The following is a 23326-nucleotide window of genomic DNA, read 5'->3' as shown; positions in this document are numbered from 1 at the left end:
ACGCCTCCTTTTTTTATTAGTTTATCATAAAAAAGAGTTGACAAACTAAAAATAATCATGTAAATTACACGTAAGTTAAAACAAACGACATCGAAAAGAAAAGTAGCGATTAAATGTTTTAAGAGAGTCTCTGGTAGGTGAGAAGAGATAGCAGTTAATAGTGAAACACATCTTGGAGTCGATTTTCTGAAATAGAGTAGGAAAATCCGGGAAGCCCGTTATAGCTGCGGTCGTTGTTAGATGACCAGATAAGGTTAGTATCCGTGAGGTGCTGACAAAAAAAGGTGGAACCACGTAATTTACGTCCTTTGATCGTTTGATCAAAGGACTTTTTTTATTTTCGTGGCTATCCAAGTAAAGAATTTATCTTATTTGGATCGATCTGAATTCTGGAAACGACTGTTAGAGGTTTCTTTTGTGAAGAAGAAACAAACAGAGGTGGGAACACGTGTTATACGTCCTCTTGACGAGAGTCAAGAGGATTTTTGTTATTTAAAGGAGGAAGAAAGAAATGAATTATTTGATTGAAGTAATGCCACAATTGTTAGTGGGAGCTCTCACAACCTTGAAATTATTTATTTTTACCTTGATTGGTTCATTACCATTAGGAATCATCTTAGCGTTAGGATTATCTCTACATTTTAAACCGATTCGCTATATTTTACAGACTTATGTTTGGATCATGCGAGGCACACCTTTGTTACTTCAATTGATTTTTGTATTCTATGGGTTACCAACAATAGGAATCGTCTTTGATCGTTTTGAAGCTGCATTGATCGCATTTATTTTAAATTATGCCGCTTATTTTGCAGAAATATTCCGTGGTGGTATCCAATCGATTCCTCAAGGACAATATGAAGCAGCACAAGTGTTACAACTAAGCCCATTTCAAACTGTCACAAAAATCATTATTCCACAGGTAACGAAGATCGTTTTACCATCAGTTGGGAATGAAGTAATCAATTTAGTCAAAGATTCTTCACTGATCTACATTTTGGGATTAGGGGATGTGATGCGTGCCGGCAAGATTGCGATGGAACGAGATGCTACATTGTTGCCGCTACTAGGGGTCGCAATCATCTACTTAGTATTAACTGGAGTCTTAACAATCATCATGAAACAAGTTGAAGGAAAATTGAACTATTATCGCTAGGAGGAAAGCACATGATTGAATTAAAAAAAGTAAGCAAAGCATTTGGAGAAAAGAAAGTAATCAACGGACTAGATTTAACGATTCCAGATGGTCAAACAATGGCAATCGTTGGTCCTTCTGGCGGTGGTAAAACGACCCTTTTAAGAATCTTGGCAGGAATCGAAAAAGCAGATAGCGGGAACTTTTATTTAGATGGAACACCATTTGATCCATTTGAATTAAAAACAAAAGAACAAGTTGTTGGTGTAGTTTTTCAAGATTTCCAACTTTTCCCACACTTAAGTATTTTTGATAATATTACATTAGCACCAAAAATGGTGTTGAAACAGTCAAAAGAAGAGTATACGAAAAAAGCAAAAGAACTGGCCACATCTTTGGGAATCATCGATCTGTTAGACAATTATCCGTATCAATTATCTGGAGGACAAAAACAACGGGTGGCAATTGCACGAGCACTTGCGATGAACCCACGAGTTCTAGCCTATGATGAACCAACTAGTGCATTAGACCCAGAGTTGCGTCAACAGGTTGAAAAACTGATTCTATCATTGAAAGAAGAAGGCGTGACACAGATCATTGTTACGCATGATCTTGTCTTTGCTGAAAATGTTGGTGATCAATTAGTGAAAGTTGTTCCAAACAAGTAAGAGGGAGGCTATGTGTCATGAAAAAATTTAGTTTTGCACTTGCAATCATTGCAGGAATCATCCTTCTTTCAGGTTGTACAAACAAAAAAGCAACAGAAGATAATTGGTCCACAATCAAAGAAGAGAAAAAAGTAATCGTTGGATTAGATGATACATTTGTACCTATGGGATTTCGAGATAAAGATGGTAAACTGACAGGATTTGATATTGATCTTGCGACTGCTGTCTTTAAAGAATATGGCATCAATGTTGAATTTCAACCAATCGATTGGTCAATGAAGGAATTCGAATTGAACAATGGCACGATCGATCTCATCTGGAATGGTTATTCGAAAACGGATGAGAGAGCCAAAAAAGTTCAATTTACAAAGCCATATATGGAGAACTCCCAAGTATTGATCACTCCTAAGGAATCTGGAATCACGAGTTTTGCACAGATGAAAGATAAAATCATTGGCGCTCAAAATGGTTCTTCCGGTTATGATATCTTCATAAGACAACCTAAAACTTTGAAGGATATCGTAAAAAATAAGGATGCGGTCTTATATGATAGTTTTAACGAAGCTTTGATCGATTTGAAAAGCGGTCGAATTGATGGCTTGTTGATGGATAAAGTTTACGCGGGTTACTATTTAAAACAAAAAAATGAAATAGATGAATTCAATATGACGACTGGTGACTATGAAAGTGAAAACTTTGTAGTAGGTGCCCGTAAAAGTGATGATGAATTAGTGAAGAAAATCAATGATGGAATCGCACAACTAGAAAAAAATGGCGAGTTCCAAAAGATATCAGATAAATGGTTTGGAGAAGATGTGACACCAGAGGCATCATAAAAAAGAGTTGGTATAGTTTACAGGAAAACTGTGTACTATGCCAATTCTTTTATTTTAGCCCAAAAGAAGCAGCAAAACACGCATAAAAGGAAATATAATTAGGTGAATATTGAGTGATAAGAAGACGGAAGATTTAGTACAATTATTCCTAAAATATGGAGTAAATGAGGGATGGATATGTGTACAAGTTTTACCTTTTCAGATGAAACATCTGATTGTTTTCTAGCAAGAACCATGGATTTTAGTTTTGAATTAGAGGAAAGACCCGTATTTATTCCTAGAAATTACAGTTGGGAACCTAAGATAAGTAGAAATAGAAAGACGACCTATAGCTTTATTGGCACAGGCAGAAAACTAACGAATTATTTAGTTACAGATGGTGTGAACGAAAAAGGCTTAGCTGTTGCAGAGTTATATTTTCCTAATGAAGCGAAATATCATGCAGAAATGTCAAAGAAAAAATTAAACTTTTGCACGCATGAACTAATCATGTGGTTACTAGGGGAGATTGCAAATATTGAGGAATTAAAAGATAGACTTTCTCACGTTCAATTGGTTGAAGAGACAGACCCTCTTCTTGGATTAGTCCTACCGTTACATTTTATGGTAACTGATTCAACTGGAGAAACAATCGTGATCGAAACCAATTCAGGTGAACTCGAAATAAAAGATAATCCGGTCGGTGTTATGACGAATAGTCCAGAATTTGAATGGCATCTAAAAAATTTAAATAATTATCTTACTATCCAGCCAGAAAACATTTCTGAGCCTGAACTTGGCAATTATCAGTTGAGACCATTCGGAAATGGAGCAGGAACTTTTGGGTTGCCAGGCGGGTTTACTTCTCCTGAACGTTTTGTACGGGCTGCCTATTTACGTAACTATACAAAATACACGAAAAATTCAGAGGAAAGTGCGAATACTTTATTCCACATGTTGAAAAGTGTCTCAATGACTAAAGGTCTCTCGATCAAAGCGGACGGATCTGTTAGCTACACACAATACTGTGCAGTATTCGATGTAAAAAATTGAAGGTATTATTTTAGTCCGTATCATACACAAGAAGTATTTTTACTTACATTGTCAAACCAATTAGCAATGGAGAAAACTGCGAAAGAATTTGATGTTTCAGATAGTTTTGTACCTACAAAATTGGGATGAATGAGCAAAATTCGGCAAAATCGTTAACTAAGGATTTTGTCGAATTTTGACTCTCATCATGTAAGTTCTCTTTTGAATTGAAAGGGGTTTCGTGTTATTCTTACATGGTAAGGATTGAAGCAAGAAAGGAAGAAGTTTATGGAACACCAAAAGTTAACTGAATTTTCCAATGATTTTTTATGGGGATCAGCTTCAGCAGCTTATCAAGTCGAAGGTGCATGGCAAGAAGGTGGCAAAGGAGAATCTGTTTGGGATCGTTTTGTCCGTATCCCTGGGAAAACATTTAAAGAGACCAATGGCGATCTAGCCGTAGATCATTATCACCGTTTTAAAGAAGATATTGCCTTGATGAAAGAACAAGGATTGAAGGCTTATCGTTTTTCTGTCGCTTGGACAAGGATTTTCCCTAATGGACGTGGCGAAGTCAATCAGGAAGGTTTAGCTTTTTATGAAAATCTGATCGATGAATTGATCAAAAATGATATTGAGCCAATGTTGACACTGTATCATTGGGATCTTCCGCAAGCACTTCAAGATGAATATGCTGGGTGGGAATCACGTCAGATCATTGCTGATTTCACAAACTACGCAGAAACGTTATTTCAAGCTTTTCGTGGAAAAGTCCATTATTGGATCAGCTTGAATGAACAAAATATTTTCACTTCATTAGGTTATTTATTAGCGGTACATCCTCCTGGAGTCACTGATCCAAAACGGATGTATCAAGTCAATCATATTGCGAATCTAGCAAATGCGTCTGTTATCAATAAATTCCATGAATTGGAGATGCCTGGTAAGATTGGTCCAAGTTTCGCGTATACACCAAATTATCCAATCAATAGTGATCCTAAGAATATTTTAGCTGCCGAAAATGCAGAAGACTTAATGGCAAACTATTGGATGGATGTCTATATGTGGGGCAAATATCCAATTGCTGCAATGAAATTTTTAGAAGAACAAGGATGGGCTCCAAAAATCGAAGAAGGCGATGCTGAATTACTTGAATCAGCAAAACCAGATTTCTTAGGGATCAATTATTATCAAACAGCAACGAATGCCTTTAATCCATTAGATGGTGTGGGTGCAGGGAAGATGAATACGACTGGGAAGAAAGGTTCGTCAGAAGAGACTGGTGTTCCGGGCATGTACAAGAAAGTAGAAAATCCATTTGTTGAACGTACAAATTGGGATTGGGAAATTGATCCTGAAGGGTTAAGGATTGCCTTGAGACGAATTACTAGCCGTTATCGTACCCCGATTTTGATTACTGAGAATGGATTAGGAGAATATGATAAATTGACTGAAGACAATAAGATTCATGATGATTATCGTATTGCTTATCTTTCAAGTCATGTCAAAGCGATCAAAGAAGCAATTTCTGATGGTGCCGAAGTGTTAGGGTATTGCACTTGGTCTTATACAGATTTACTAAGTTGGCTAAATGGCTATCAAAAGCGTTATGGATTTGTCTATGTGGATCAAGATGAAACACAGAAGGGTTCTTTGACACGCTATAAAAAAGACAGTTATTATTGGTATCAACAAGTGATCCAAGAAAATGGGAAAAATATCTGATAAGTACAGCTTGAACTGTTGGTCTTAGGGACAGCAGCTTCAAGCTATTTTTTCATCGGCAAAATGAGTATTCTTTCATCGAAATAAAAGAAACAACCAAACTTTGAAACAAAACTTTTGTTCCCTCGCTTTTTTTTGTATAATGGAACTTGATGAAATGAGGGATAAAAATGGCAAAGAAAAAACGTCCTGCTAAGAAAAAGACGAAAAAGCAAAAACAGCAGCAGGAACAACTTCTTGCGATCTGTGTAGGCTTTGCTTTGATATTATTTGCCGTCTTCGGCTTTTTAAAATTGGGATTCTTAGGTATTTTAGTTGCAAACGGCTTTCGAGTCATTGCCGGAAATACGTATCAAATTCTGTGTTTGTTACTAGCCATTATTGGTTTTTGGGTTGTTATCAAAAACACTGACTTCAAAATAGGAAAGAGTCGACGCTGGTTTGGTGGTCTCCTTTTTTACTTAGGGATATTACTTTTTCTTCATGCGCACTTGTTTGGTAAATTACACAGCGGTGAGCCTAATATCATAGGTACGACCTGGGATTTGCTCGTAAGTGACATTAAGCAAAGTCAAGTAGGCAATAATGTTGGTGGTGGGATGATCGGTGCAATTTTGTATCATTTTACGTACTTTTTGATTGCTCAACCAGGAAGCTATTTTGTGGCATTTCTACTATTAGTTGGTGGTGCGATCCTGTTTAGTAATCTTCAAGGGTATCAATTGCTAGATGGTCTGCAAGCAATGGGTGAAAGACTTCAGGAATTATTGGAAGGTGATCCAGCTAAACAGGCACAAAAGCAAGCGGCAAAAGAAGAACGACAAAAAGCACGTGCAGAAGCTAGAGAAGCAAAAAAACAAGCAGCAAAAGAAGCAGCAGAAGCGGAAATCGCAGAAATGGAAAATCGGCGATCAAAGAAACGTCGAGAAGAACCGGCACATTCCTATCAAGAAGAAGTTTCTGAAGATGAACCAGAACAATTGAGCTTTGTACCTATTGACAGTTTTCAGGGAACGGTTCAATCAACGTCAACGAATCCTGTGAAAACAGAACAGCAACCATCACCTTCCTCATCAATGTCAGGTATAGAGGAAGAAGGCATAGAAGATGACGGAACAGCGTTAGAGTTTGAAATCGAAGCGGAACAGGAAAATCATGATTATGAATTGCCCTCTATTGATTTGTTAGACTCCGTAAAAACGACAGACCAAAGTGATGAGTATAAGAAAATCGAAAAAAATATTGGCGTATTAGAACAGACATTCCAAAGTTTCGGGGTGGATGCTAAAGTAGTGAAAGCGAGTTTAGGACCATCCGTGACGAAATTCGAAGTACAGCCAGCCGTAGGAGTCAAAGTAAGCAAAATCGTTAGTTTGACTGATGATATCGCTTTGGCGTTAGCAGCGAAAGATGTTCGGATGGAAGCACCGATTCCTGGGAAATCATTGATAGGGATCGAAGTACCAAATAGTAAAATCAGTATGGTCTCATTTAGAGAAATCATCGAAGCGCAGCCAAATCATCCAGATAAATTATTAGAAGTTCCGTTAGGGCGAGATGTTTCTGGACGGGTACAAACAGCGGATCTTTCTAAAATGCCTCACTTACTTGTGGCAGGTTCAACAGGTAGTGGGAAATCAGTTGCAATCAATGGGATCATCACTAGTATTTTGATGCGGGCAAAACCACACGAGGTCAAATTGATGATGATCGACCCTAAAATGGTTGAATTGAACATGTATAATGGAATACCGCATCTTTTAACACCAGTGGTAACCAATCCAAGAAAAGCAGCTCAAGCACTACAAAAAGTAGTGCAAGAAATGGAAGAGCGCTACGAAAAATTTGCTGCAACTGGGGTTCGAAATATCACCGGATACAATGAATTTGTTCAACAAAAAAATCTTGAAATGGGAACGAAGCATCCAACATTACCATTTATCGTAGTTATTGTAGATGAATTAGCTGACTTGATGATGGTAGCAAGTAATGAAGTTGAAGATGCGATCATTCGTTTAGCACAGATGGCCCGTGCCGCTGGAATCCATATGATCTTGGCAACCCAAAGACCAAGTGTAGATGTTATCACAGGGATCATTAAAGCCAATGTTCCTTCACGAATGGCATTTGCTGTTTCAAGTGGAACCGACTCTCGAACGATCATTGACTCAAATGGTGCAGAGAAACTCCTAGGAAGAGGGGACATGCTCTTCTTACCAATGGGTGAAAATAAGCCAATCCGTGTTCAGGGAGCCTTTATTTCCGATCATGAAGTTGAACGAGTTGTAAGTTTTGTAACGGATCAGCAAGAAGCACATTATGAAGAAAAGATGATGCCAACGGATGAAGCAGAAACAAGTGGTTCGGCAGAACAACCGCAAGATGAACTATTTGAAGAAGCAAAGGCGTTAGTGATCGAAATGCAAACAGCAAGTATTTCATTGTTACAACGTCGGTTTAGGATTGGCTACAATCGTGCTGCTCGCTTAGTCGACGAGTTAGAAGCTCACGGAGTTGTAGGACCATCAGAAGGAAGTAAACCACGTAAAGTATTTATTGAACAAGTAGAAGATCCTATAGATCCTCTGCCATCCGATCAAGAAGGGTAAAAATAGGGTAGCTACCTGAAATATAGTCAATATGCATGAATATAAAAAAATGATGTTATCTGAAATAAAGCACTCCTTTCCTAATGTTTTTTGGAAAGGAGTGTATTTTTTTATATAGATTATTTTTTGACTGCTTTGAATCATCTTAAATTTGATTTTAATGATTTGCGAGAGAACATGCTAGCCGTAATGAATCTAAGTGATAGATTTTCTGTCGTGTATCAAAAGCAAATAGTTTTTCTTTTTAAAAATGGGAAAAAGCAATGATTTCCTCTGGATATGTGTGTGTTTTCACAAAAATATGTGCCTCGAGATGTTTTATTCGTTTTTTAAAATAAAAAGTAGTAGAATCACTTCAAACTAACAAATAGTAAGTGCTAGTTAAAAGGAGGGAATTTGGAATGAAAAAAATTGGTTTTTTAAGTTTTGGTCACTGGATGGATGAAGGATCACTAGTCAAGACGGCGAGTGATGCATATCTGCAATCAATCGAATTGGCGGTTGAAGCAGAAAAAATTGGTATCGATGGGGCTTGGTTTCGTGTACATCATTTTGCCGATCAGATTGGATCACCATTTCCACTGATGGCTGCTATCGGTGCTAAAACTAGCAACATCGAAGTGGGTACTGGTTTGATCGACATGCGTTATGAAAATCCGTATATGATGGCGGAAAATGCTGGTTTGACGGATATTATCACCCAAAGCAGAGTGCAATTGGGTGTGGGCCGTGGTTCACCAGAACAAGTTTTAGATGGTTGGAAATATTTTGGCTATGATTACAGTGAAGAAGAAATTAAGGAAATCACTCGTCAGCGGACATTGGAATTTTTAAAATTATTAGAGGGCAAGCCTTTCGCCGAACCAAATCCGATGCCGATGTTTCCTCAAGGTCCAGGGAAATTACGTATTGAACCTTACTCGGATGGATTAAGAGAACGGATCTGGTGGGGGTCTGGTTCCACTGAGACAGCAGTTTGGGCAGCCAAACAAGGAATGAACTTACAATCCTCTACACTCGTCAATTTTGAAAGCAAAGAACCATTTCATATCTAGCAAGCCAAACAATTGCGTGCATTTAAGGAAGCTTGGAAAGAAGCAGGACATGATTTTGAACCAAGGACTTTGGTGACTCGGTCTATCCAACCGATCACAACAGATTTAGATCGTCAGTTATTCGGTGAATTAGGTGATGAGGCAGCAGATCAAGTAGGATTTTTAGCTTATCATCGCAACCCAACGATTTTCGGCAAAACTTTTGCCGGTGAACCAGATAAAATCGTTAAACTGTTGGCAGAAGATGAAGCAATCAAAGAAGCGGATACTGTACTAGTCACGATTCCAAATACACTAGGTGTCGAATACAATCTGCATCTACTAGAATCTATCGTAAAAGACGTAGCGCCTGATTTGGGCTGGCGTTAAAAAATAGGAACACTCCAAAAATCTTAGTAAAGGAGATCTTTGGAGTGTTTTTTATTTAATAAAAAGACGCATATCATCTATTTCATAGTGTTTATTTTGTGAAGAGTTGCATTAGTTTGGAGAATCAGTTATAGTATGTAGCGATACTTTGAAAAAAAGAGGGAAATAATCTTGGAAAAACAATCCATTTATGGTTTAACAATTGAAGAATTGACCGCATGGTTTTTAGAAAATGGCGAGAAAAAATTTCGAGCTGCACAAGTATGGGAATGGTTATATCAAAAGCGTGTAAGAGATTTTTCTGAAATGACGAATCTTTCAAAAGGCCTGATTGCTAAGTTGAGTGACCAGTTTATTATCAATCCATTAAAACAGATGGTCGTACAAGAGGCGTCAGATGGCACAGTCAAATACTTGTTTGAATTGCCTGATAAAAACATGATCGAAACAGTGTTGATGCGACAAGAATATGGTTTGTCTGTCTGTGTAACGACACAGGTCGGCTGCAATATCGGTTGCACATTTTGTGCAAGTGGTTTGTTGAAAAAAAATCGTGATCTAACAGCAGGAGAAATCGTTGCACAAATCATGATGGTGCAACATTATTTTGATGAACGACAAGAAGGCGAGCGAGTATCTCATGTGGTAGTCATGGGGATTGGGGAACCATTTGATAACTACGACAATGTCATGAACTTTCTATATATTATCAATGATGCGAAAGGTTTGGCTATTGGTGCACGTCACATCACTGTGTCAACTAGTGGCTTAGCGAACAAGATCAAAGAATTTGCAAACAATGGTTTACAAGTAAACCTAGCTATCTCATTGCACGCGCCAAACAACGAAGTACGCACATCGATCATGCGAATCAACCGTAGCTTCCCAATCGAAAAACTGATGGAAGCTGTAGATGAATATTTGGAAAAAACAAATCGACGGATCACATTCGAATATATCATGCTGAACCAAGTGAACGATCGGCCTGAACATGCACAGCAATTGGCTGATTTATTGAAAGATAAAAAGAAACTAGTCTATGTGAATTTGATTCCTTATAATCCTGTCAGTGAGCATGATCAATATTCACGAAGTCCTAAAGCTGATGTATTGAAGTTTTATGATGTACTGAAGAAAAATGGCGTAAACTGTGTCATCCGTAAAGAACATGGAACGGATATTGATGCAGCCTGTGGCCAATTACGCAGTAAGCAAATGAAAAAAGAAAAAGCAACGAGCAAATAAGGCATCAGAAGAGTTTGACTCTGCGAAACGAAAAGGGATTCATGAAATTTTCTTTCAAATTTTTGTGTATTCCAGTCCATTTTCGAAGGAGCTGTTTCTGCTCCCACCATTTATTCGTATCTAGAGTGTGAGGCAAAAGAAATACCTTTGTTTCACACTCTTTTTCTGCGCTAGTGATCAGGCTAAATCGCTTCTTTCACAACCTTATCTACATCTACAGTGTTCAAAGAGCTGAACGGTCTTTTCACAACCATTATCCGCGGTGTTCAAAGAGCTGACCTTCAACAATAAGTCAAAAAATCTCAAAATATGGAAAGCTATTTCGAGATTTTTCTCCTTATTGTTCAGGTCAAATCGCTCTTTTCACAACCTTTGGTATAAAATTGTTCATTTTTCTTCCATCTACTGCTAAAATAGGCAGAAATGGGGGGATGGGTATGATTATCAGTGAGTTTGATCGTGATAATTTGGTTTTACGTGACCAATTAGCCGATCTTTTGAGATTGACTTGGCCAGATGAATACGGTGAACAGCCGATGAAAGAAGTAGAGCGACTGCTAGAAGATGAAAGGATCGCCGTCTCTGCAATCGAAGGAGATGAGCTGATTGGTTTTGTCGGTGCGATTCCACAATATGGTCAAACTGGTTGGGAACTGCATCCCTTAGTCGTCGAAAGTATGTACCGTAAACAACAAGTTGGTACACGCCTAGTGAGTTATCTAGAAAAAGAGATTGCCTCACAAGGAGGAATCGTTGTCTATTTAGGAACTGATGATGTGGAGGGGCAAACAAGCTTGGCGATTGAAGAAGACTTATTTGAAGATACCTTTGACAAGCTTGAAACGATTCAAAACAGGAAAGATCATCCTTATGAATTCTATGAGAAACTTGGCTATCAGATCGTTGGGGTAATTCCGGATGCGAATGGTTGGAACAAGCCAGATATCTGGATGGCCAAACGAATTGCTAGAAAACATGGAAGTGAGTGATTTTTAGCAATAGCGAATATATTGTAATAAGAAATAGTAACTTGGAGAGTAATTTACTTGCTTTCCAAGTTTTTTTTTTTTTTTGCAAATTTTGAGAATACAGTGCTGAAAATAGCATAAAACCATCTGTTAGCAAAATTATTTAATTTTTTTGGGATAGTCACTTAAACCCTTTAAAAATAATAATTTTCAGAAAGAATATGTAAATAATTCACGAAAAATTCATTATTTTTTGGAAAAAAGAGAAAAAAGTATTGCTTTTTTAATAATTATTCATTAAAATCTTAAACAACTCAGAAAATACTAATTATTCTGAAAATTTCGATAAAGGGGTACGAAAAATGAAAAAGAAATGGACACTTAGCGTTGTTGCCTTATGTGGGCTAGTATTAGCCGGATGTTATGGCGGGAGCACAGATACAAAAAGTAGTGATTCAGCTAGTGGAGGATCAGCTAGTGGAGGCGGCGTTTTCAATTTAGTCGTACCTCAAGAAATGCCGACTGCTGATTTATCTTTAGCGACAGACACAATTAGTTTTACAGCCTTGAACAATGTATACGAAGGAATTTATCGTTTAGACAAAGACAGTAAACCTCAACCAGCAGGCGCAACTAAACTAGCAGATGTCAGTGAAGATGGTCTAACTTATAAAATCAAATTACGCGATGATGCAAAATGGTCAAATGGTGATCCAGTAACTGCAGCAGATTATGTTTATGGTTGGCAACGTACAGTAGATCCAGCAACTGCTTCTGAATATGCGTATCTATTTGCACCAGTAGCAAATGCTGAAGATATCACAGCTGGTAAAAAAGATAAATCAGAATTGGGAATCAAAGCTGTTGGTGATTATGAATTAGAAATCACATTAACGAAACAAACACCTTACTTCCAATACTTACTTGCATTCCCATCATTCTTCCCACAAAAACAATCAGTAGTGGAAAAAAATGGTGACTCTTATGCAACAACAAGTGACAAAGCTGTTTATAATGGTCCGTTCACTTTAACAGATTTTGATGGACCAGGAACAGATACTGAATGGACTTACAAGAAAAATGATAATTATTGGGATAAAGATTCTGTGAAATTATCTGAAATCAAAGTAAGTGTTGTAAAAGAATCTTCAACAGCCTTGAATCTATTTAAAGATGGACAAGCTGATGATGTTATTCTTTCAGGTGAATTAGCACAACAAAATGCAAATGATCCTTCTTACACATCTGTAAAAGAAGCTCGTACAAGTTATATCGAATTCAATCAACGTGATGCAAAATCTCCATTCAAAAATGCAAACTTGCGAAAAGCTATTTCTTATTCGATTAACAGAGAGGCACTAGTGAAACAAGTATTAGGTGATGGTTCGGTGGCTTCAACTGGATTGATTCCAGCAGATATGTCAAAAAGTCCAGATTCAAATGAAGACTTTGCCAAAGAAGCAGGCGATTTAGTTACTTATGACAAAGAAAAAGCAAAAGAATACTGGGAAAAAGCGAAGAAAGAACTTGGCGTGGATTCTCTAGAATTTGAATTGATGGCTTCTGATGACGATGCAACGAAAAAAGTGATTGAGTATATCCAAAACTCGATCCAAGAAAATCTAGAAGGAGTCAAAGTAAAACCAACGCCTGTACCGTTCTCTGTTCGGATCGATCGCTCAGGAACAGGTGATTTCGATACTGTTCTAGGTGGTTGGGGTGCAGACTATGCTGATCCAAGTAGTTTTACTGACTTATTCACAACTGGAAACTCTTATAACCGCGGACAATGGAGCAACAAAGAATATGACGATGTAGTGAAAGCTGCAGCTTCACGTGATGCAGGAGATGAACAAGCTCGTTGGGATGATTTCCAAGAAGCGAATAAGATTATTACTGCTGATGATATGGGTGTTGTGCCTGTCTATCAAAAAGCAGAAGGTCACTTAGTTAACGAAAAAATCAAAGGTATCGTTCACCATGCTGCTGGCGCTTCATGGGATTATAAATGGACGTCTGTAGAAGAATAATCGATTGGTTTTGAAAAAATAGGCGAATTGGAGATTGAGACATATGTCCCAATCTCCGTCTCTTTAACTAATGATTATCGTTACTTAAAGGATCAACGCAAAAACTAGCAATACGATAGAAAGAGCAAGCAAGATTCCGGCAATGATCAGCCAAAAGGTATACATACCATAGCTGGCAGACGAGAGTGAAGAAAATTCTGGTTTTTTCTTGCGGTTTCTTGTTCGGGCTAAATAGATGGATCGTTGAAAATGATCAAAGAAACCCGAGGAAAAAACCCATAGAAATCCGCCGATAATCAAAAACGGCAACGCACATAAAAATAAATCATTCGATAATTGAATAAGTGTTACTTGATGGTTCAGGCTATTCTTTATAATGATCAGAATAATCAATACACCGGCAAGTGTATAGGGGAAATATTTTTTCTTCATTCATTTGCTCCTTTATCTTTGGTTCATTATTAATAATGTAGCGAAACATTTGTCAGAAGTCAAAAGCTAGGGGGAAATAGTAGTGAATAGTTATATAAAATATGTATTGAAACGTGTCTTTTTTATGGTCATCACGCTTTGGTTGATTGCAACGATTACTTTCTTTCTAATGCAATTATTACCAGGTACACCATACACAAACCAAGAACGTTTAAGTCCTGAAACCGTCGCAATGCTGAATAAACAAGTAGGGTTGGATAAACCAGTGGTTGTCCAATATGGGATCTATCTTTCCAATTTATTGCATGGCAATTTCGGGATCTCATTCCAATTTAAAAATCAACCAGTTTCACATTTGTTAGCTGGACGTGTTGGACCTTCTCTACAATTAGGACTACAGGCAATTATCTTCGGAACAGTGATTGGTACGATCCTGGGTACGATTTCCGCAATGAAGCAAAATACGTGGGCAGATACTTCTGCAACATTAGTCGCAATTTTAGGCCGTTCAATTCCTAACTTTGTTTTTGCAGTATTACTTCAATATATTTTTGCAATTAAATTACATGTATTACCGATTGCGAAATGGGATGGTTTCGCTTATACGATTTTACCAACCATCGCATTAGCTATGTCGCCGTTAGCGGATTCTGCTCGATTCATCCGAACTGAGATGGTTGAAGTGTTGCATAGTGATTATGTGGAATTAGCACGAGCAAAAGGATTGAGTCGTTGGGAGATTGCTTTCAAACATGGACTTCGTAACAGTCTGATTCCTTTGATGACACTCTTAGGACCATTAGCTGTTGGATTGATGACTGGATCGCTAGTAGTAGAAAACATCTTTGCGATTCCAGGGATTGGGGAGCAATTTGTAAAATCGATCACGACGAATGATTATCCAACGATCATGGCAGTAACTATTCTTTATTCATTTATGTTGATTTTCGTTATTCTGGTAGTTGACTTACTTTATGGTTTAGTTGATCCAAGAATCCGAGTTTCTGAAGGGAGTCGAAGCTAAATGGAAATGATACCCAAAAAGTATGAAACAATTGCTGACATTCCTGCAGATGAGTTTCTACCGTTACAAAAAAATACTGAAGAAGAACGTGAGCAAATCACCACACCTTCATTGAACTTCATTCAAGATTCTTGGCGTCGTTTGAAAAAAAATAAAGCGGCAGTCGTTTCAATGATCTTATTAGTGATTATCATCTTGATCTCGATCGTAACGATTTTTGTTTCACCCCATGATCCAACTGCACAAAATGTGGAATATATCAACTTACCTCCGCGTATCCCAGGGATCGATATCAATGGGTTGAACGGAAAAGCCATGGTAGGCGGCGAGTTAGTTGATAAATATGCACAAGCCAATGTTCCGGCAAATACGAATTTCTTCTTAGGAACAGACGGTTTAGGTCGTGATGTATTGAGCCGTTTATTCATGGGCACACGTATTTCTTTATTGATTGCATTTATTGCAGCAATTTTAGATGTGACTATTGGAGTGGCTTATGGTTTAATCTCAGGACTATTAGGTGGCCGTGTGGACAATGCAATGCAACGTTTCTTAGAAATCCTTTCAGGTATTCCTAATTTAGTTGTGATGATTTTGATGCTCGTGGTGTTTGAACCAGGGATTTTCTCCATAGTAGCAGCAATGGCAATCACTAACTGGATTCCGATGGCACGGATCGTTCGTGCGCAAACAATGAAATTAAAAGACCAAGAATATGTACTAGCTGGAATGACATTAGGCGAGTCTAAATTGAAAATTGCTTTTAAACATATCTTACCTAATATCTCAAGTGTGATCATCATCCAAATGATGTTCAGTATTCCATCCGCTATTTTCTTTGAAGCTTTCTTAAGTTTCATCGGATTAGGGTTAACACCACCATCTGCCTCTTTAGGAACAATGCTTAGCGATGGCTACAAGACATTCTTGTATCTACCATATCTGCTATGGATTCCTGCGGCAACCTTATCGGTTATCATGATTGCCTTTAACTTACTAGCTGATGGCTTACGTGATGCCTTTGATCCTAAAATGAAAGAGTGAGTAATATGACGAAAATTCTAGAAGTAAAAAATTTAGAAATCTCATTTGATACGTATGCTGGAAAAGTCCAAGCAATCCGTGGCGTCAATTTTCATTTAAATAAAGGCGAAACATTGGCGATCGTAGGTGAATCCGGAAGCGGAAAATCAGTCACGACTAGAAGTATCATGCGATTATTATCAAGCAACGCAAATATCGACTCTGGAGAAATCTTATTCAAAGGCGAAAATATCGTTGGCAAAACAGAAAAAGAAATGCAAAAGATTCGTGGGAAAGAAATTGCGATGATTTTCCAAGATCCAATGACTTCTCTTGATCCTACGATGACGATTGGCAAACAAGTTGCTGAATCTTTACGTAAGCATAACAAGGTCTCGAAGAAAGATGGTAAAAAAGCTGCATTAGACTTACTAAAATTAGTTGGGATTCCTGAAGCAGAAAGACGGATCAATAGCTATCCGCATCAATTCTCTGGTGGTCAACGTCAACGGATCGTTATTGCGATCGCTTTGATTTGTTATCCACAGATCCTGATTGCTGACGAACCAACTACTGCACTAGATGTAACGATCCAAGCACAGATCATCGAACTTCTAAAAGAGATCCAAACAAAAATCGATACATCGATCATTTTCATCACCCACGATTTAGGTGTCGTAGCAAATGTCGCTGACCGTGTAGCAGTGATGTATGGTGGGAAGATCATCGAAGTAGGTACCTCGGAAGAAATTTTTTATAATCCTCAACACCCTTATACATGGGGGTTATTGGGTTCTATGCCAACTTTGGATAGTGTAAATGATCGCTTATATGCTATTCCAGGTTCACCACCGGATTTATTGAATCCACCAAAAGGGGATGCTTTCTATCCTCGGAATGAATATGCATTAAAAATCGATGCAGAACAAGAACCACCATTTTTTGAATTATCAAAAACGCACAAAGCAGCGACTTGGCTGTTAGCTCCTCAAGCGCCTAAGGTGAATCCACCTGAAGAAATCAAACGACGCTGGGCTATTTTCAAAGAAAAAAAACAAGCAAGCCAAGGGGGAATGATTGATGCAAAAGAAACTGCTCGAAGTTAAAGGATTAAAACAGTACTTCAACATTGGCAAGAAAAATGAAGTGCATGCAGTAAACGATATCAGTTTTCATATCTATGAAGGAGAAACCTTTGGATTAGTAGGGGAATCTGGGAGCGGTAAATCTACAACGGGTCGCACGATCATTCGCTTGAATGAACCAACAGGTGGCGAAGTTTTATTTGACGGGAAAGATGTCACGAAAATCAAGGGCAAAAAAGAAATGAGCCTGTTTCGTCATGAAGTCCAAATGATTTTCCAAGATCCATATGCTTCTTTAAATCCACGAATGAAAGTTCGAGATATCATTGCAGAAGGAATCGATGTCAATGGTTTAGCTAAAACACCAGAAGAACGTTCAAAAAAAGTAGATGAATTGCTAAAAACCGTCGGACTGAACCCTACACATGGTACCCGTTATCCACATGAATTTTCAGGTGGTCAACGTCAGCGGATCGGGATTGCACGAGCTTTGGCAATCGAACCACGCTTCATTATTTGTGATGAACCTATCTCAGCATTAGACGTTTCGATCCAGGCGCAAGTAGTCAATCTTTTACAAGATCTGCAAAAACAGCATCAATTAACTTATTTGTTCATCGCCCATGATTTGTCTATGGTAAAACATATCAGCGATCGGATCGGCGTGATGCACAATGGACGTTTATTGGAAATGGGAACTAGTGATGAAATCTATAACCATGGCGTGCATCCTTATACAGAAAGTCTGCTATCTGCTATTCCATTACCAGATCCTGATCATGAAAGACAGCGCAAACGAATCAAATATCAATCGGAGCCAGATGATGGACAAGTGCGAGCATTAAGAGAGATTGCTCCTGAACATTTTGTCTATGCTACGGAACAAGAAGTACCTTATTATTCAAAAAAATTAAAACGGCAAAAGGAAGCCTTACTTGTCACAAATTAGGAGGTAAATGCTTATGCTAAAAGCCTTTAAATTCCGAATTTACCCGACTGCTTCACAAAAAGAATGGTTCATCCAAAATTTTGGTTGTGTGCGTTTTACGTATAACCATCTGCTAAAAGCACGACAGGAAAGTTATGCGAGAACAGGTGCCATCGATTATTCGATGACACCTGCAACATTAAAAAAAAATACGCATTTTTAAAATCAGCAGATAGCTTAGCATTAGCAAATGCCCAATTAAATTTAGACCGCGCTTTTCGAAATTATTTCAAGGGGCGTGCTAGTTTCCCTAAACTGAAGAACAAAAAAAGTATGTGGCAGTCTTATACAACAAATAATCAAAAAGGAACGATTTATTTGGAAGATAAGTACTTGAAACTGCCGAAACAAAAAGAGCTGATCCAAGTGAGACTACATCGTCCGGTAGAAGGTGTTATACGGTCAGCGACGATTTCAGCACGGTATAATGAAAGTTTCTATGTTTCTTTACTTTGTGAAGTACAAATATCTGGAGTGCCAACTACTAATCGATGGCTAGGGGTAGCGTATGATCCAAAGAAATTGGTGGAAACTTCATCACCAGTTGAAGTACAAATGCCATTGTTCAGGCAAACGAGAGATAAGATGAAAGTTGCCAAGAGAAAACTGGTGATTAAAAGTAAAGCAGCTCAAAAAAGAAAAGCTCGTTTGGAAAATGCTAGAAATTATCAGAAACAAAAGAGAAAAGTAATGGATCTTTATCAGAAACAAAAATTACAAAAAGAAGATTACTTGGAAAGAGTATCTAGTAATTTGATCCGCAATTATGATTACTTATTTGTTGAAGCTGTTCCATCTGAACTTTCTTCAGCCGATTTTCAGTTGCAAGATTGGTATAAATTGATTATAAAATTGCGATATAAAGCGCAGTGGTACAATAAAACATTGCTTTTTATCAATGTGAACGAGCAATTGAATGAACCACCTGACAAAAAAAGTATGGAGTTAGAAAAAATCGGTAAACAAGTGATTTTTGAATAATCGAACTGGTAGGGGTGCCAGGGATCGCCTTACTAATAAAAAACATAACTTGTTTTTGTTTCTAGGAATTTTCTTTAAAGAAAAGCTCACTAATTATGATAAAACAAAAAGCAGAAAGAACAAAAGACTCACTTTTGTTCTTTCTGCTTTTTGTTTTACTCGTCATTCCCTGGCTTTAGCTGGTAGATTTTGGATGGGCGGCCAATACCGACGGGGCGTTCACCGATCTCATCGAAATATTGAAGCATTGCTTTTTTAAAATTAGAATGGTCGATCATTTTGAAATCGATGCCTAAGAATTTTGCAAAAACTTTTCTCGCTTCAGTAATCGTAAAATCTTTTCCTAAAACTTGGAGTACTTGGGGTTCGTGCTCCATTTTATTTACCACACGATTAAAGGCTTTGAGGATGATCTCGCTATGGTCAAATGCCAAAGTGTCTTTACCAGAGGACTCACCGGTCAGTAAATCCAAAGAAATAGCGACATCATCACTGGCTAGATGGATCTTGTTTCCTTGACGTTCCAATGTGAACCATTGGACTTCCTCTGCATCATCTCCAGCAATCAAAGGCTCTTCCCCAATAAATGCTAAATAACTAACAGTTACGACCCAGCCACGCGGATCGCGATTAGGTGTACTGAACGTATGGAGTTGTTCGATGTTTTCTTGGGAGATCACTACGCCAGTTTCTTCTTTGGTTTCTCGTAGTACACTTTCTCCTGTAGACTCATTTTTTTGTACGAATCCACCAGGTAGTGCCCATGAGTTGCGATAAGGATGTCCTTTTCTTTGAATGAGCAAGATTTTTAGTTGATCTTCTTCTTTGTTATAGCACATTAAGACGATATCGACAGTCAAAGAAGGCTTATCATACTCTGGCCGTTCTTGCTTTTGATACCAAGCAAGAAAATCAGCTTCACTTGCTTCATGTTCATAATATTGTTTTTCTTCTTCTTTAGAAGCAAACTGTTTCATTATATGTCCTCCTTCTAGCTCGATTGCAGGGTCCTTTTTACTTCATTGTAGCAGACTCTATCAGAAAACCAAAGATTTCCTATGGAAAAATAGCTGTTTAGTTACACATGAAATAAAAATGGCAGAATCAAATTAAATAGAAAGAACAGTAAGTAAAAAGGCAATATTTTTTGTTTTTCTTCTCGGATGGCAAAAAAACTACAAACAATGATATAGGCATCCAAGACAAAACGGAGTATTTGAGAAACCAACAAAAAACTATTCAAATTTCCGTGGAGATTAAAATAGCCATACATGCGTACATAAAAATAGCTGAACAATAAATGCACAAGTGAAAGAATTGCGATACTGATAGCGAAATAAAGATGCTTTTTTTTCATTATGATTCCAACCTCTCTTGGTCAAATAGTTTATCTAAATGATATGAATGGTAATAAATAGTGTAAAAGTTGTAGTGATTTTTACGAGAAAAGATGGCATAAGTAAAAAACGCCCTTGATGTTCGATCGTAAAAAAGTATGGATGTGAACCAACTAGTCAGGGCATGCAATGATCGCTGTTATTCCTAAGTGTTCATGCCAAGAGCTTAATATTAGAACCCCGTACTTCAAATCGATACGTATGATCGAATGTTTTCAAAAAATTCAGTAAAGGTATGATTTATTGAATAGAAAAAGGGGTCTTTCCAACCCTTTTTTATTATAGCATGTTTTCAAATGAAAAAAATCGGTAGATGTGTTTCATTTGTTGCGTGCTAACGAAAAAATGGTAACAGTCTATTTGTTTTATGGTATACTAGCAAGGAAACGAATTCGCATCATGCGATAAAGGAGGAAGAGCCCCATGGCAGAAAAGGAAACTTTTTATATTACTACGCCAATCTATTATCCAAGTGGGAAACTTCATATTGGGAATTCTTATACTACAATTGCCTGTGATGCAGTTGCCCGCTATAAGCGATTGATGGGCTTTGATGTGTTTTATCTAACTGGGGTGGATGAACACGGTCAAAAAATAGAAAAAAAAGCAGCAGAATTAGGTGTGGAACCACAAGAATATGTGGATAAGATGGCTGCAGATGTCAAGAAATTATGGAAGACACTTGATATCAGCTACGATAAATTTATTCGTACAACAGATGATTATCACGTAGCAGCAGTCCAAAAAGTATTTGATCGTCTACTAGAAAAAGGGGATATCTATCTTGGTGAGTATCAAGGATGGTATTCTGTCTCCGATGAAGAATTCTTTACAGAAACGCAATTAGCGGAAGTCTATCGAGATGAAGAAGGCAACGTGATCGGTGGTAAAGCACCAAGTGGTCATAAAGTAGAACTAGTCAAAGAAGAATCTTATTTCTTCCGTATGAGTAAATACGCCGATCGTTTGCTTCAGTATTATGAAGAACATCCGGAATTTATTCAACCGGAATCTCGTAAAAACGAAATGATCAACAACTTCATCAAACCTGGTCTAGAAGACCTTGCAGTTTCAAGAACTACTTTCACTTGGGGTGTTCCAGTGAGAAATAATCCCAAACATGTGGTCTATGTATGGATCGATGCTCTAGTCAATTATATCACGGCGCTAGGCTATGGTTCAGACGATGATAGCTTGTTCCAAAAATACTGGCCAGCAGATGTTCATATGGTTGGAAAAGAAATCGTACGTTTCCATACGATCTATTGGCCAATCATGTTGATGGCCTTAGACTTGCCATTACCTAAAAAAGTCTTTGGACATGGCTGGTTATTGATGAAAGACGGTAAGATGTCTAAATCAAAAGGCAATGTCGTTTACCCAGAAATGTTGGTTGAGCGTTATGGCTTGGATGCATTACGTTATTACTTGTTACGTGAAGTACCATTCGGTTCTGATGGCGTATTCACACCAGAAGATTTTGTATCGCGCGTCAATTATGACTTAGCCAATGACTTGGGGAATCTCTTAAATCGTACGGTTGCGATGATCAATAAATATTGTGATGGAGTCGTACCTGATTATGCTTCTTTGGTGACGCCATTTGATAGTGAATTATCTACAACTGCTGCGAATGTCGTTGGACGTTACCATGATGCAATGGAAAAAATGGAATTCAATACCGCGTTGGCTGAGATTTGGGTGTTGATTTCTCGTGCAAATAAATATATCGATGAAACAGAACCATGGGTATTAGCCAAAGATGAGGAAAAGAAAAAAGAATTGGATAGTGTGATGATCCATTTGGCAGAATCTCTACGTATCACAGCGATTCTGTTACAACCGATCATGACAGAAACACCAACAAAAATCTTTACTCAATTAGGATTGGATCCTGAAATGATGAATCTTGAAGGACTACACTTCGGTGAATTTCCTTCTGGTACAAAAGTGGTCTCAAAAGGAACACCGATCTTCCCACGTTTAGACATGGAAGAAGAAGTCAGCTATATCAAAGGAAAAATGTCTGAAGGCACTCAGACAAATGAAGATACAGTAAAGTGGGATCCTGAAGAAACTGAACTAGTTTCTATGAAAGAAAAACAAATTAAATTTGATGTTTTCGAAAAAGTAGAATTGAAAGTAGCAGAAGTGATCAACTGTCAAAAAGTTGAAGGTGCAGATAAGCTATTGCAATTCCGTTTAGACGCAGGCGATAGTCAAGATCGACAAATTTTATCTGGTATCGCAGAATTTTATCCTGATCCAAATGAATTGATAGGGAAAAAATTAGTGATTGTAGCGAATTTGAAACCACGTAAAATGCGTGGCCAAATCAGCCAAGGAATGATTCTTTCAGCGGAAGCACCAGACGGCTCTTTACAAGTAGTAGAAGCACCTAAATCAATGCCAAATGGTTCAGAGATCGCTTAGTTAAGAAAAAGTCCAGTACAGATGATTCGATGCTGGAAAGGAGATTGAGACAAAAGTGTTTCACATCAAGAAATAAGAAGGGATTTTTCGAAAATTGTTTCTCAAATTTTTGGTGAATTTCGGCTTATTTTCCGAAGATGCGACGTTTGTCTCACCGTTTATCCGTTTTTAGAGAGACTAGAAGAGACTGAGACACGTGTTGTCTCAGTCTCTTTTTTGTTGTTTCTGAATTTTCTCATCCACTCATTTCTTTGGAACCAATTTATGATGAATAGTACGTTGATAGAAATTCTAAGATGTTTCATGAAAGTCGAT

16 protein-coding genes, 4 pseudogenes and 1 other annotated feature are annotated in these 23326 nt (G+C 37.8%); of the genes and pseudogenes, 17 read left to right on the top strand and 3 right to left on the bottom strand.

All coding sequences use genetic code 11. The features are described from left to right. The first annotated feature begins 81 nt into the window (after positions 1-81). Positions 82-312 (top strand) — a binding site (T-box leader). A 199-nt stretch (positions 313-511) separates the two neighbouring features. The 11 genes and pseudogenes from IGI47_RS12225 to IGI47_RS12175 all read left to right on the top strand — a co-directional run bounded on the left by IGI47_RS12225 (position 512) and on the right by IGI47_RS12175 (position 13648). After that, the gene (locus tag IGI47_RS12225; RefSeq protein ID WP_005880203.1) at positions 512-1153 is read left to right on the top strand and encodes an amino acid ABC transporter permease; all 642 of its coding nucleotides are present in this window, start codon (positions 512-514) and stop codon (positions 1151-1153) included. An 11-nt stretch (positions 1154-1164) separates the two neighbouring features. Further along, the gene (locus IGI47_RS12220; RefSeq protein WP_438784336.1) at positions 1165-1800 is read left to right on the top strand and encodes an amino acid ABC transporter ATP-binding protein; all 636 of its coding nucleotides are present in this window, start codon (positions 1165-1167) and stop codon (positions 1798-1800) included. A gap of 17 nt (positions 1801-1817) precedes the next feature. After that, on the top strand, positions 1818-2636 hold the full coding sequence (locus IGI47_RS12215; protein WP_311930771.1) for an amino acid ABC transporter substrate-binding protein: 819 nt from the start codon (positions 1818-1820) through the stop codon (positions 2634-2636). A 171-nt stretch (positions 2637-2807) separates the two neighbouring features. Beyond that, positions 2808-3668, top strand: a complete 861-nt coding sequence (locus IGI47_RS12210) for a choloylglycine hydrolase family protein (RefSeq protein WP_438784335.1) — start codon at positions 2808-2810, stop codon at positions 3666-3668. Between the two features lie 267 nt (positions 3669-3935). After that, positions 3936-5372: a glycoside hydrolase family 1 protein gene (locus IGI47_RS12205; protein WP_081134116.1), complete on the top strand. Its 1437-nt coding sequence runs from the start codon at positions 3936-3938 to the stop codon at positions 5370-5372. A gap of 170 nt (positions 5373-5542) precedes the next feature. Next, positions 5543-6269 (top strand): annotated as a pseudogene (locus tag IGI47_RS12200) (cell division protein FtsK); the annotation flags it as partial. A 197-nt stretch (positions 6270-6466) separates the two neighbouring features. Then, positions 6467-7981, top strand: a pseudogene (locus tag IGI47_RS12195) (DNA translocase FtsK); the annotation flags it as partial. Between the two features lie 401 nt (positions 7982-8382). Beyond that, positions 8383-9405 (top strand): annotated as a pseudogene (locus IGI47_RS12190) (LLM class flavin-dependent oxidoreductase). 171 nt (positions 9406-9576) lie between these two features. Next, the gene (gene rlmN / locus IGI47_RS12185) at positions 9577-10650 is read left to right on the top strand and encodes a 23S rRNA (adenine(2503)-C(2))-methyltransferase RlmN (RefSeq protein ID WP_081134119.1); all 1074 of its coding nucleotides are present in this window, start codon (positions 9577-9579) and stop codon (positions 10648-10650) included. Positions 10651-11087: 437 nt separating this feature from the next. After that, positions 11088-11639 carry an aminoglycoside N-acetyltransferase AAC(6')-Iih gene (locus tag IGI47_RS12180; RefSeq protein ID WP_005880220.1) on the top strand — a complete coding sequence of 184 codons (552 nt, stop codon included), beginning with the start codon at positions 11088-11090 and terminating at the stop codon, positions 11637-11639. 341 nt (positions 11640-11980) lie between these two features. Further along, a complete protein-coding gene (locus IGI47_RS12175) occupies positions 11981-13648 on the top strand; it encodes a peptide ABC transporter substrate-binding protein (RefSeq protein ID WP_438784334.1) in 1668 nt (555 codons plus the stop codon). Between the two features lie 84 nt (positions 13649-13732). Here the strand turns inward: IGI47_RS12175 and IGI47_RS12170 are convergent, their stop codons facing one another. Further along, positions 13733-14080 carry a DUF3899 domain-containing protein gene (locus tag IGI47_RS12170; protein WP_311930766.1) on the bottom strand — a complete coding sequence of 116 codons (348 nt, stop codon included), beginning with the start codon at positions 14078-14080 and terminating at the stop codon, positions 13733-13735. Positions 14081-14162: 82 nt separating this feature from the next. On the opposite strand from IGI47_RS12170, the gene opp3b reads away from it, so the two are divergent. From opp3b to IGI47_RS12145, 5 genes and pseudogenes are all read left to right on the top strand, one after another. Then, a complete protein-coding gene (opp3b, locus tag IGI47_RS12165) occupies positions 14163-15104 on the top strand; it encodes an oligopeptide ABC transporter permease (RefSeq protein WP_311930765.1) in 942 nt (313 codons plus the stop codon). Further along, positions 15105-16148, top strand: a complete 1044-nt coding sequence (opp3C, locus tag IGI47_RS12160; protein ID WP_438784333.1) for an oligopeptide ABC transporter permease — start codon at positions 15105-15107, stop codon at positions 16146-16148. It abuts the gene before it with no gap. 5 nt (positions 16149-16153) lie between these two features. After that, positions 16154-17233 carry an ABC transporter ATP-binding protein gene (locus IGI47_RS12155; protein WP_438784332.1) on the top strand — a complete coding sequence of 360 codons (1080 nt, stop codon included), beginning with the start codon at positions 16154-16156 and terminating at the stop codon, positions 17231-17233. Then, the gene (locus IGI47_RS12150; RefSeq protein ID WP_104661846.1) at positions 17208-18161 is read left to right on the top strand and encodes an ABC transporter ATP-binding protein; all 954 of its coding nucleotides are present in this window, start codon (positions 17208-17210) and stop codon (positions 18159-18161) included. The genes IGI47_RS12155 and IGI47_RS12150 overlap by 26 nt, the downstream gene beginning before the upstream one ends. A 13-nt stretch (positions 18162-18174) precedes the next feature. Beyond that, positions 18175-19181: pseudogene (locus IGI47_RS12145) on the top strand (RNA-guided endonuclease TnpB family protein). A gap of 155 nt (positions 19182-19336) precedes the next feature. Here IGI47_RS12145 and IGI47_RS12140 read toward each other — a convergent pair. Together IGI47_RS12140 and IGI47_RS12135 are read right to left on the bottom strand one after the other, a co-directional pair. Further along, positions 19337-20158, bottom strand: coding sequence for an NUDIX domain-containing protein (locus tag IGI47_RS12140; protein ID WP_005880234.1), 822 nt, complete (start codon positions 20156-20158; stop codon positions 19337-19339). Between the two features lie 101 nt (positions 20159-20259). Continuing rightward, positions 20260-20538, bottom strand: coding sequence for a hypothetical protein (locus IGI47_RS12135; RefSeq protein ID WP_311930761.1), 279 nt, complete (start codon positions 20536-20538; stop codon positions 20260-20262). A gap of 463 nt (positions 20539-21001) precedes the next feature. On the opposite strand from IGI47_RS12135, the gene metG reads away from it, so the two are divergent. Further along, positions 21002-23011 (top strand): methionine--tRNA ligase, encoded by a 2010-nt coding sequence (gene metG, locus IGI47_RS12130; RefSeq protein ID WP_438784331.1) that lies wholly within the window; start codon positions 21002-21004, stop codon positions 23009-23011. Positions 23012-23326: the final 315 nt, after the last annotated feature.

Source organism: Enterococcus sp. AZ191 (genome assembly GCF_051713845.1).
GTDB lineage: Bacteria > Bacillota > Bacilli > Lactobacillales > Enterococcaceae > Enterococcus_B > Enterococcus_B durans.
This window is presented reverse-complemented; position numbering and strand designations above follow the sequence as displayed.

Excerpts from the sequence above, each read along its gene's own strand:
- IGI47_RS12225 (WP_005880203.1), top strand. The coding sequence starts at position 512 with ATGAATTATTTGATTGAAGTAATGCCACAATTGTTAGTGGGAGCTCTC.
- IGI47_RS12220 (WP_438784336.1), top strand. The coding sequence starts at position 1,165 with ATGATTGAATTAAAAAAAGTAAGCAAAGCATTTGGAGAAAAGAAAGTA.
- IGI47_RS12215 (WP_311930771.1), top strand. The coding sequence starts at position 1,818 with ATGAAAAAATTTAGTTTTGCACTTGCAATCATTGCAGGAATCATCCTT.
- IGI47_RS12210 (WP_438784335.1), top strand. The coding sequence starts at position 2,808 with ATGGATATGTGTACAAGTTTTACCTTTTCAGATGAAACATCTGATTGT.
- IGI47_RS12205 (WP_081134116.1), top strand. The coding sequence starts at position 3,936 with ATGGAACACCAAAAGTTAACTGAATTTTCCAATGATTTTTTATGGGGA.
- IGI47_RS12180 (WP_005880220.1), top strand. The coding sequence starts at position 11,088 with ATGATTATCAGTGAGTTTGATCGTGATAATTTGGTTTTACGTGACCAA.
- IGI47_RS12175 (WP_438784334.1), top strand. The coding sequence starts at position 11,981 with ATGAAAAAGAAATGGACACTTAGCGTTGTTGCCTTATGTGGGCTAGTA.
- IGI47_RS12170 (WP_311930766.1), bottom strand. The coding sequence starts at position 14,080 with ATGAAGAAAAAATATTTCCCCTATACACTTGCCGGTGTATTGATTATT.
- opp3C (WP_438784333.1), top strand. The coding sequence starts at position 15,105 with ATGGAAATGATACCCAAAAAGTATGAAACAATTGCTGACATTCCTGCA.
- IGI47_RS12155 (WP_438784332.1), top strand. The coding sequence starts at position 16,154 with ATGACGAAAATTCTAGAAGTAAAAAATTTAGAAATCTCATTTGATACG.
- IGI47_RS12150 (WP_104661846.1), top strand. The coding sequence starts at position 17,208 with ATGCAAAAGAAACTGCTCGAAGTTAAAGGATTAAAACAGTACTTCAAC.
- IGI47_RS12140 (WP_005880234.1), bottom strand. The coding sequence starts at position 20,158 with ATGAAACAGTTTGCTTCTAAAGAAGAAGAAAAACAATATTATGAACAT.
- IGI47_RS12135 (WP_311930761.1), bottom strand. The coding sequence starts at position 20,538 with ATGAAAAAAAAGCATCTTTATTTCGCTATCAGTATCGCAATTCTTTCA.
- metG (WP_438784331.1), top strand. The coding sequence starts at position 21,002 with ATGGCAGAAAAGGAAACTTTTTATATTACTACGCCAATCTATTATCCA.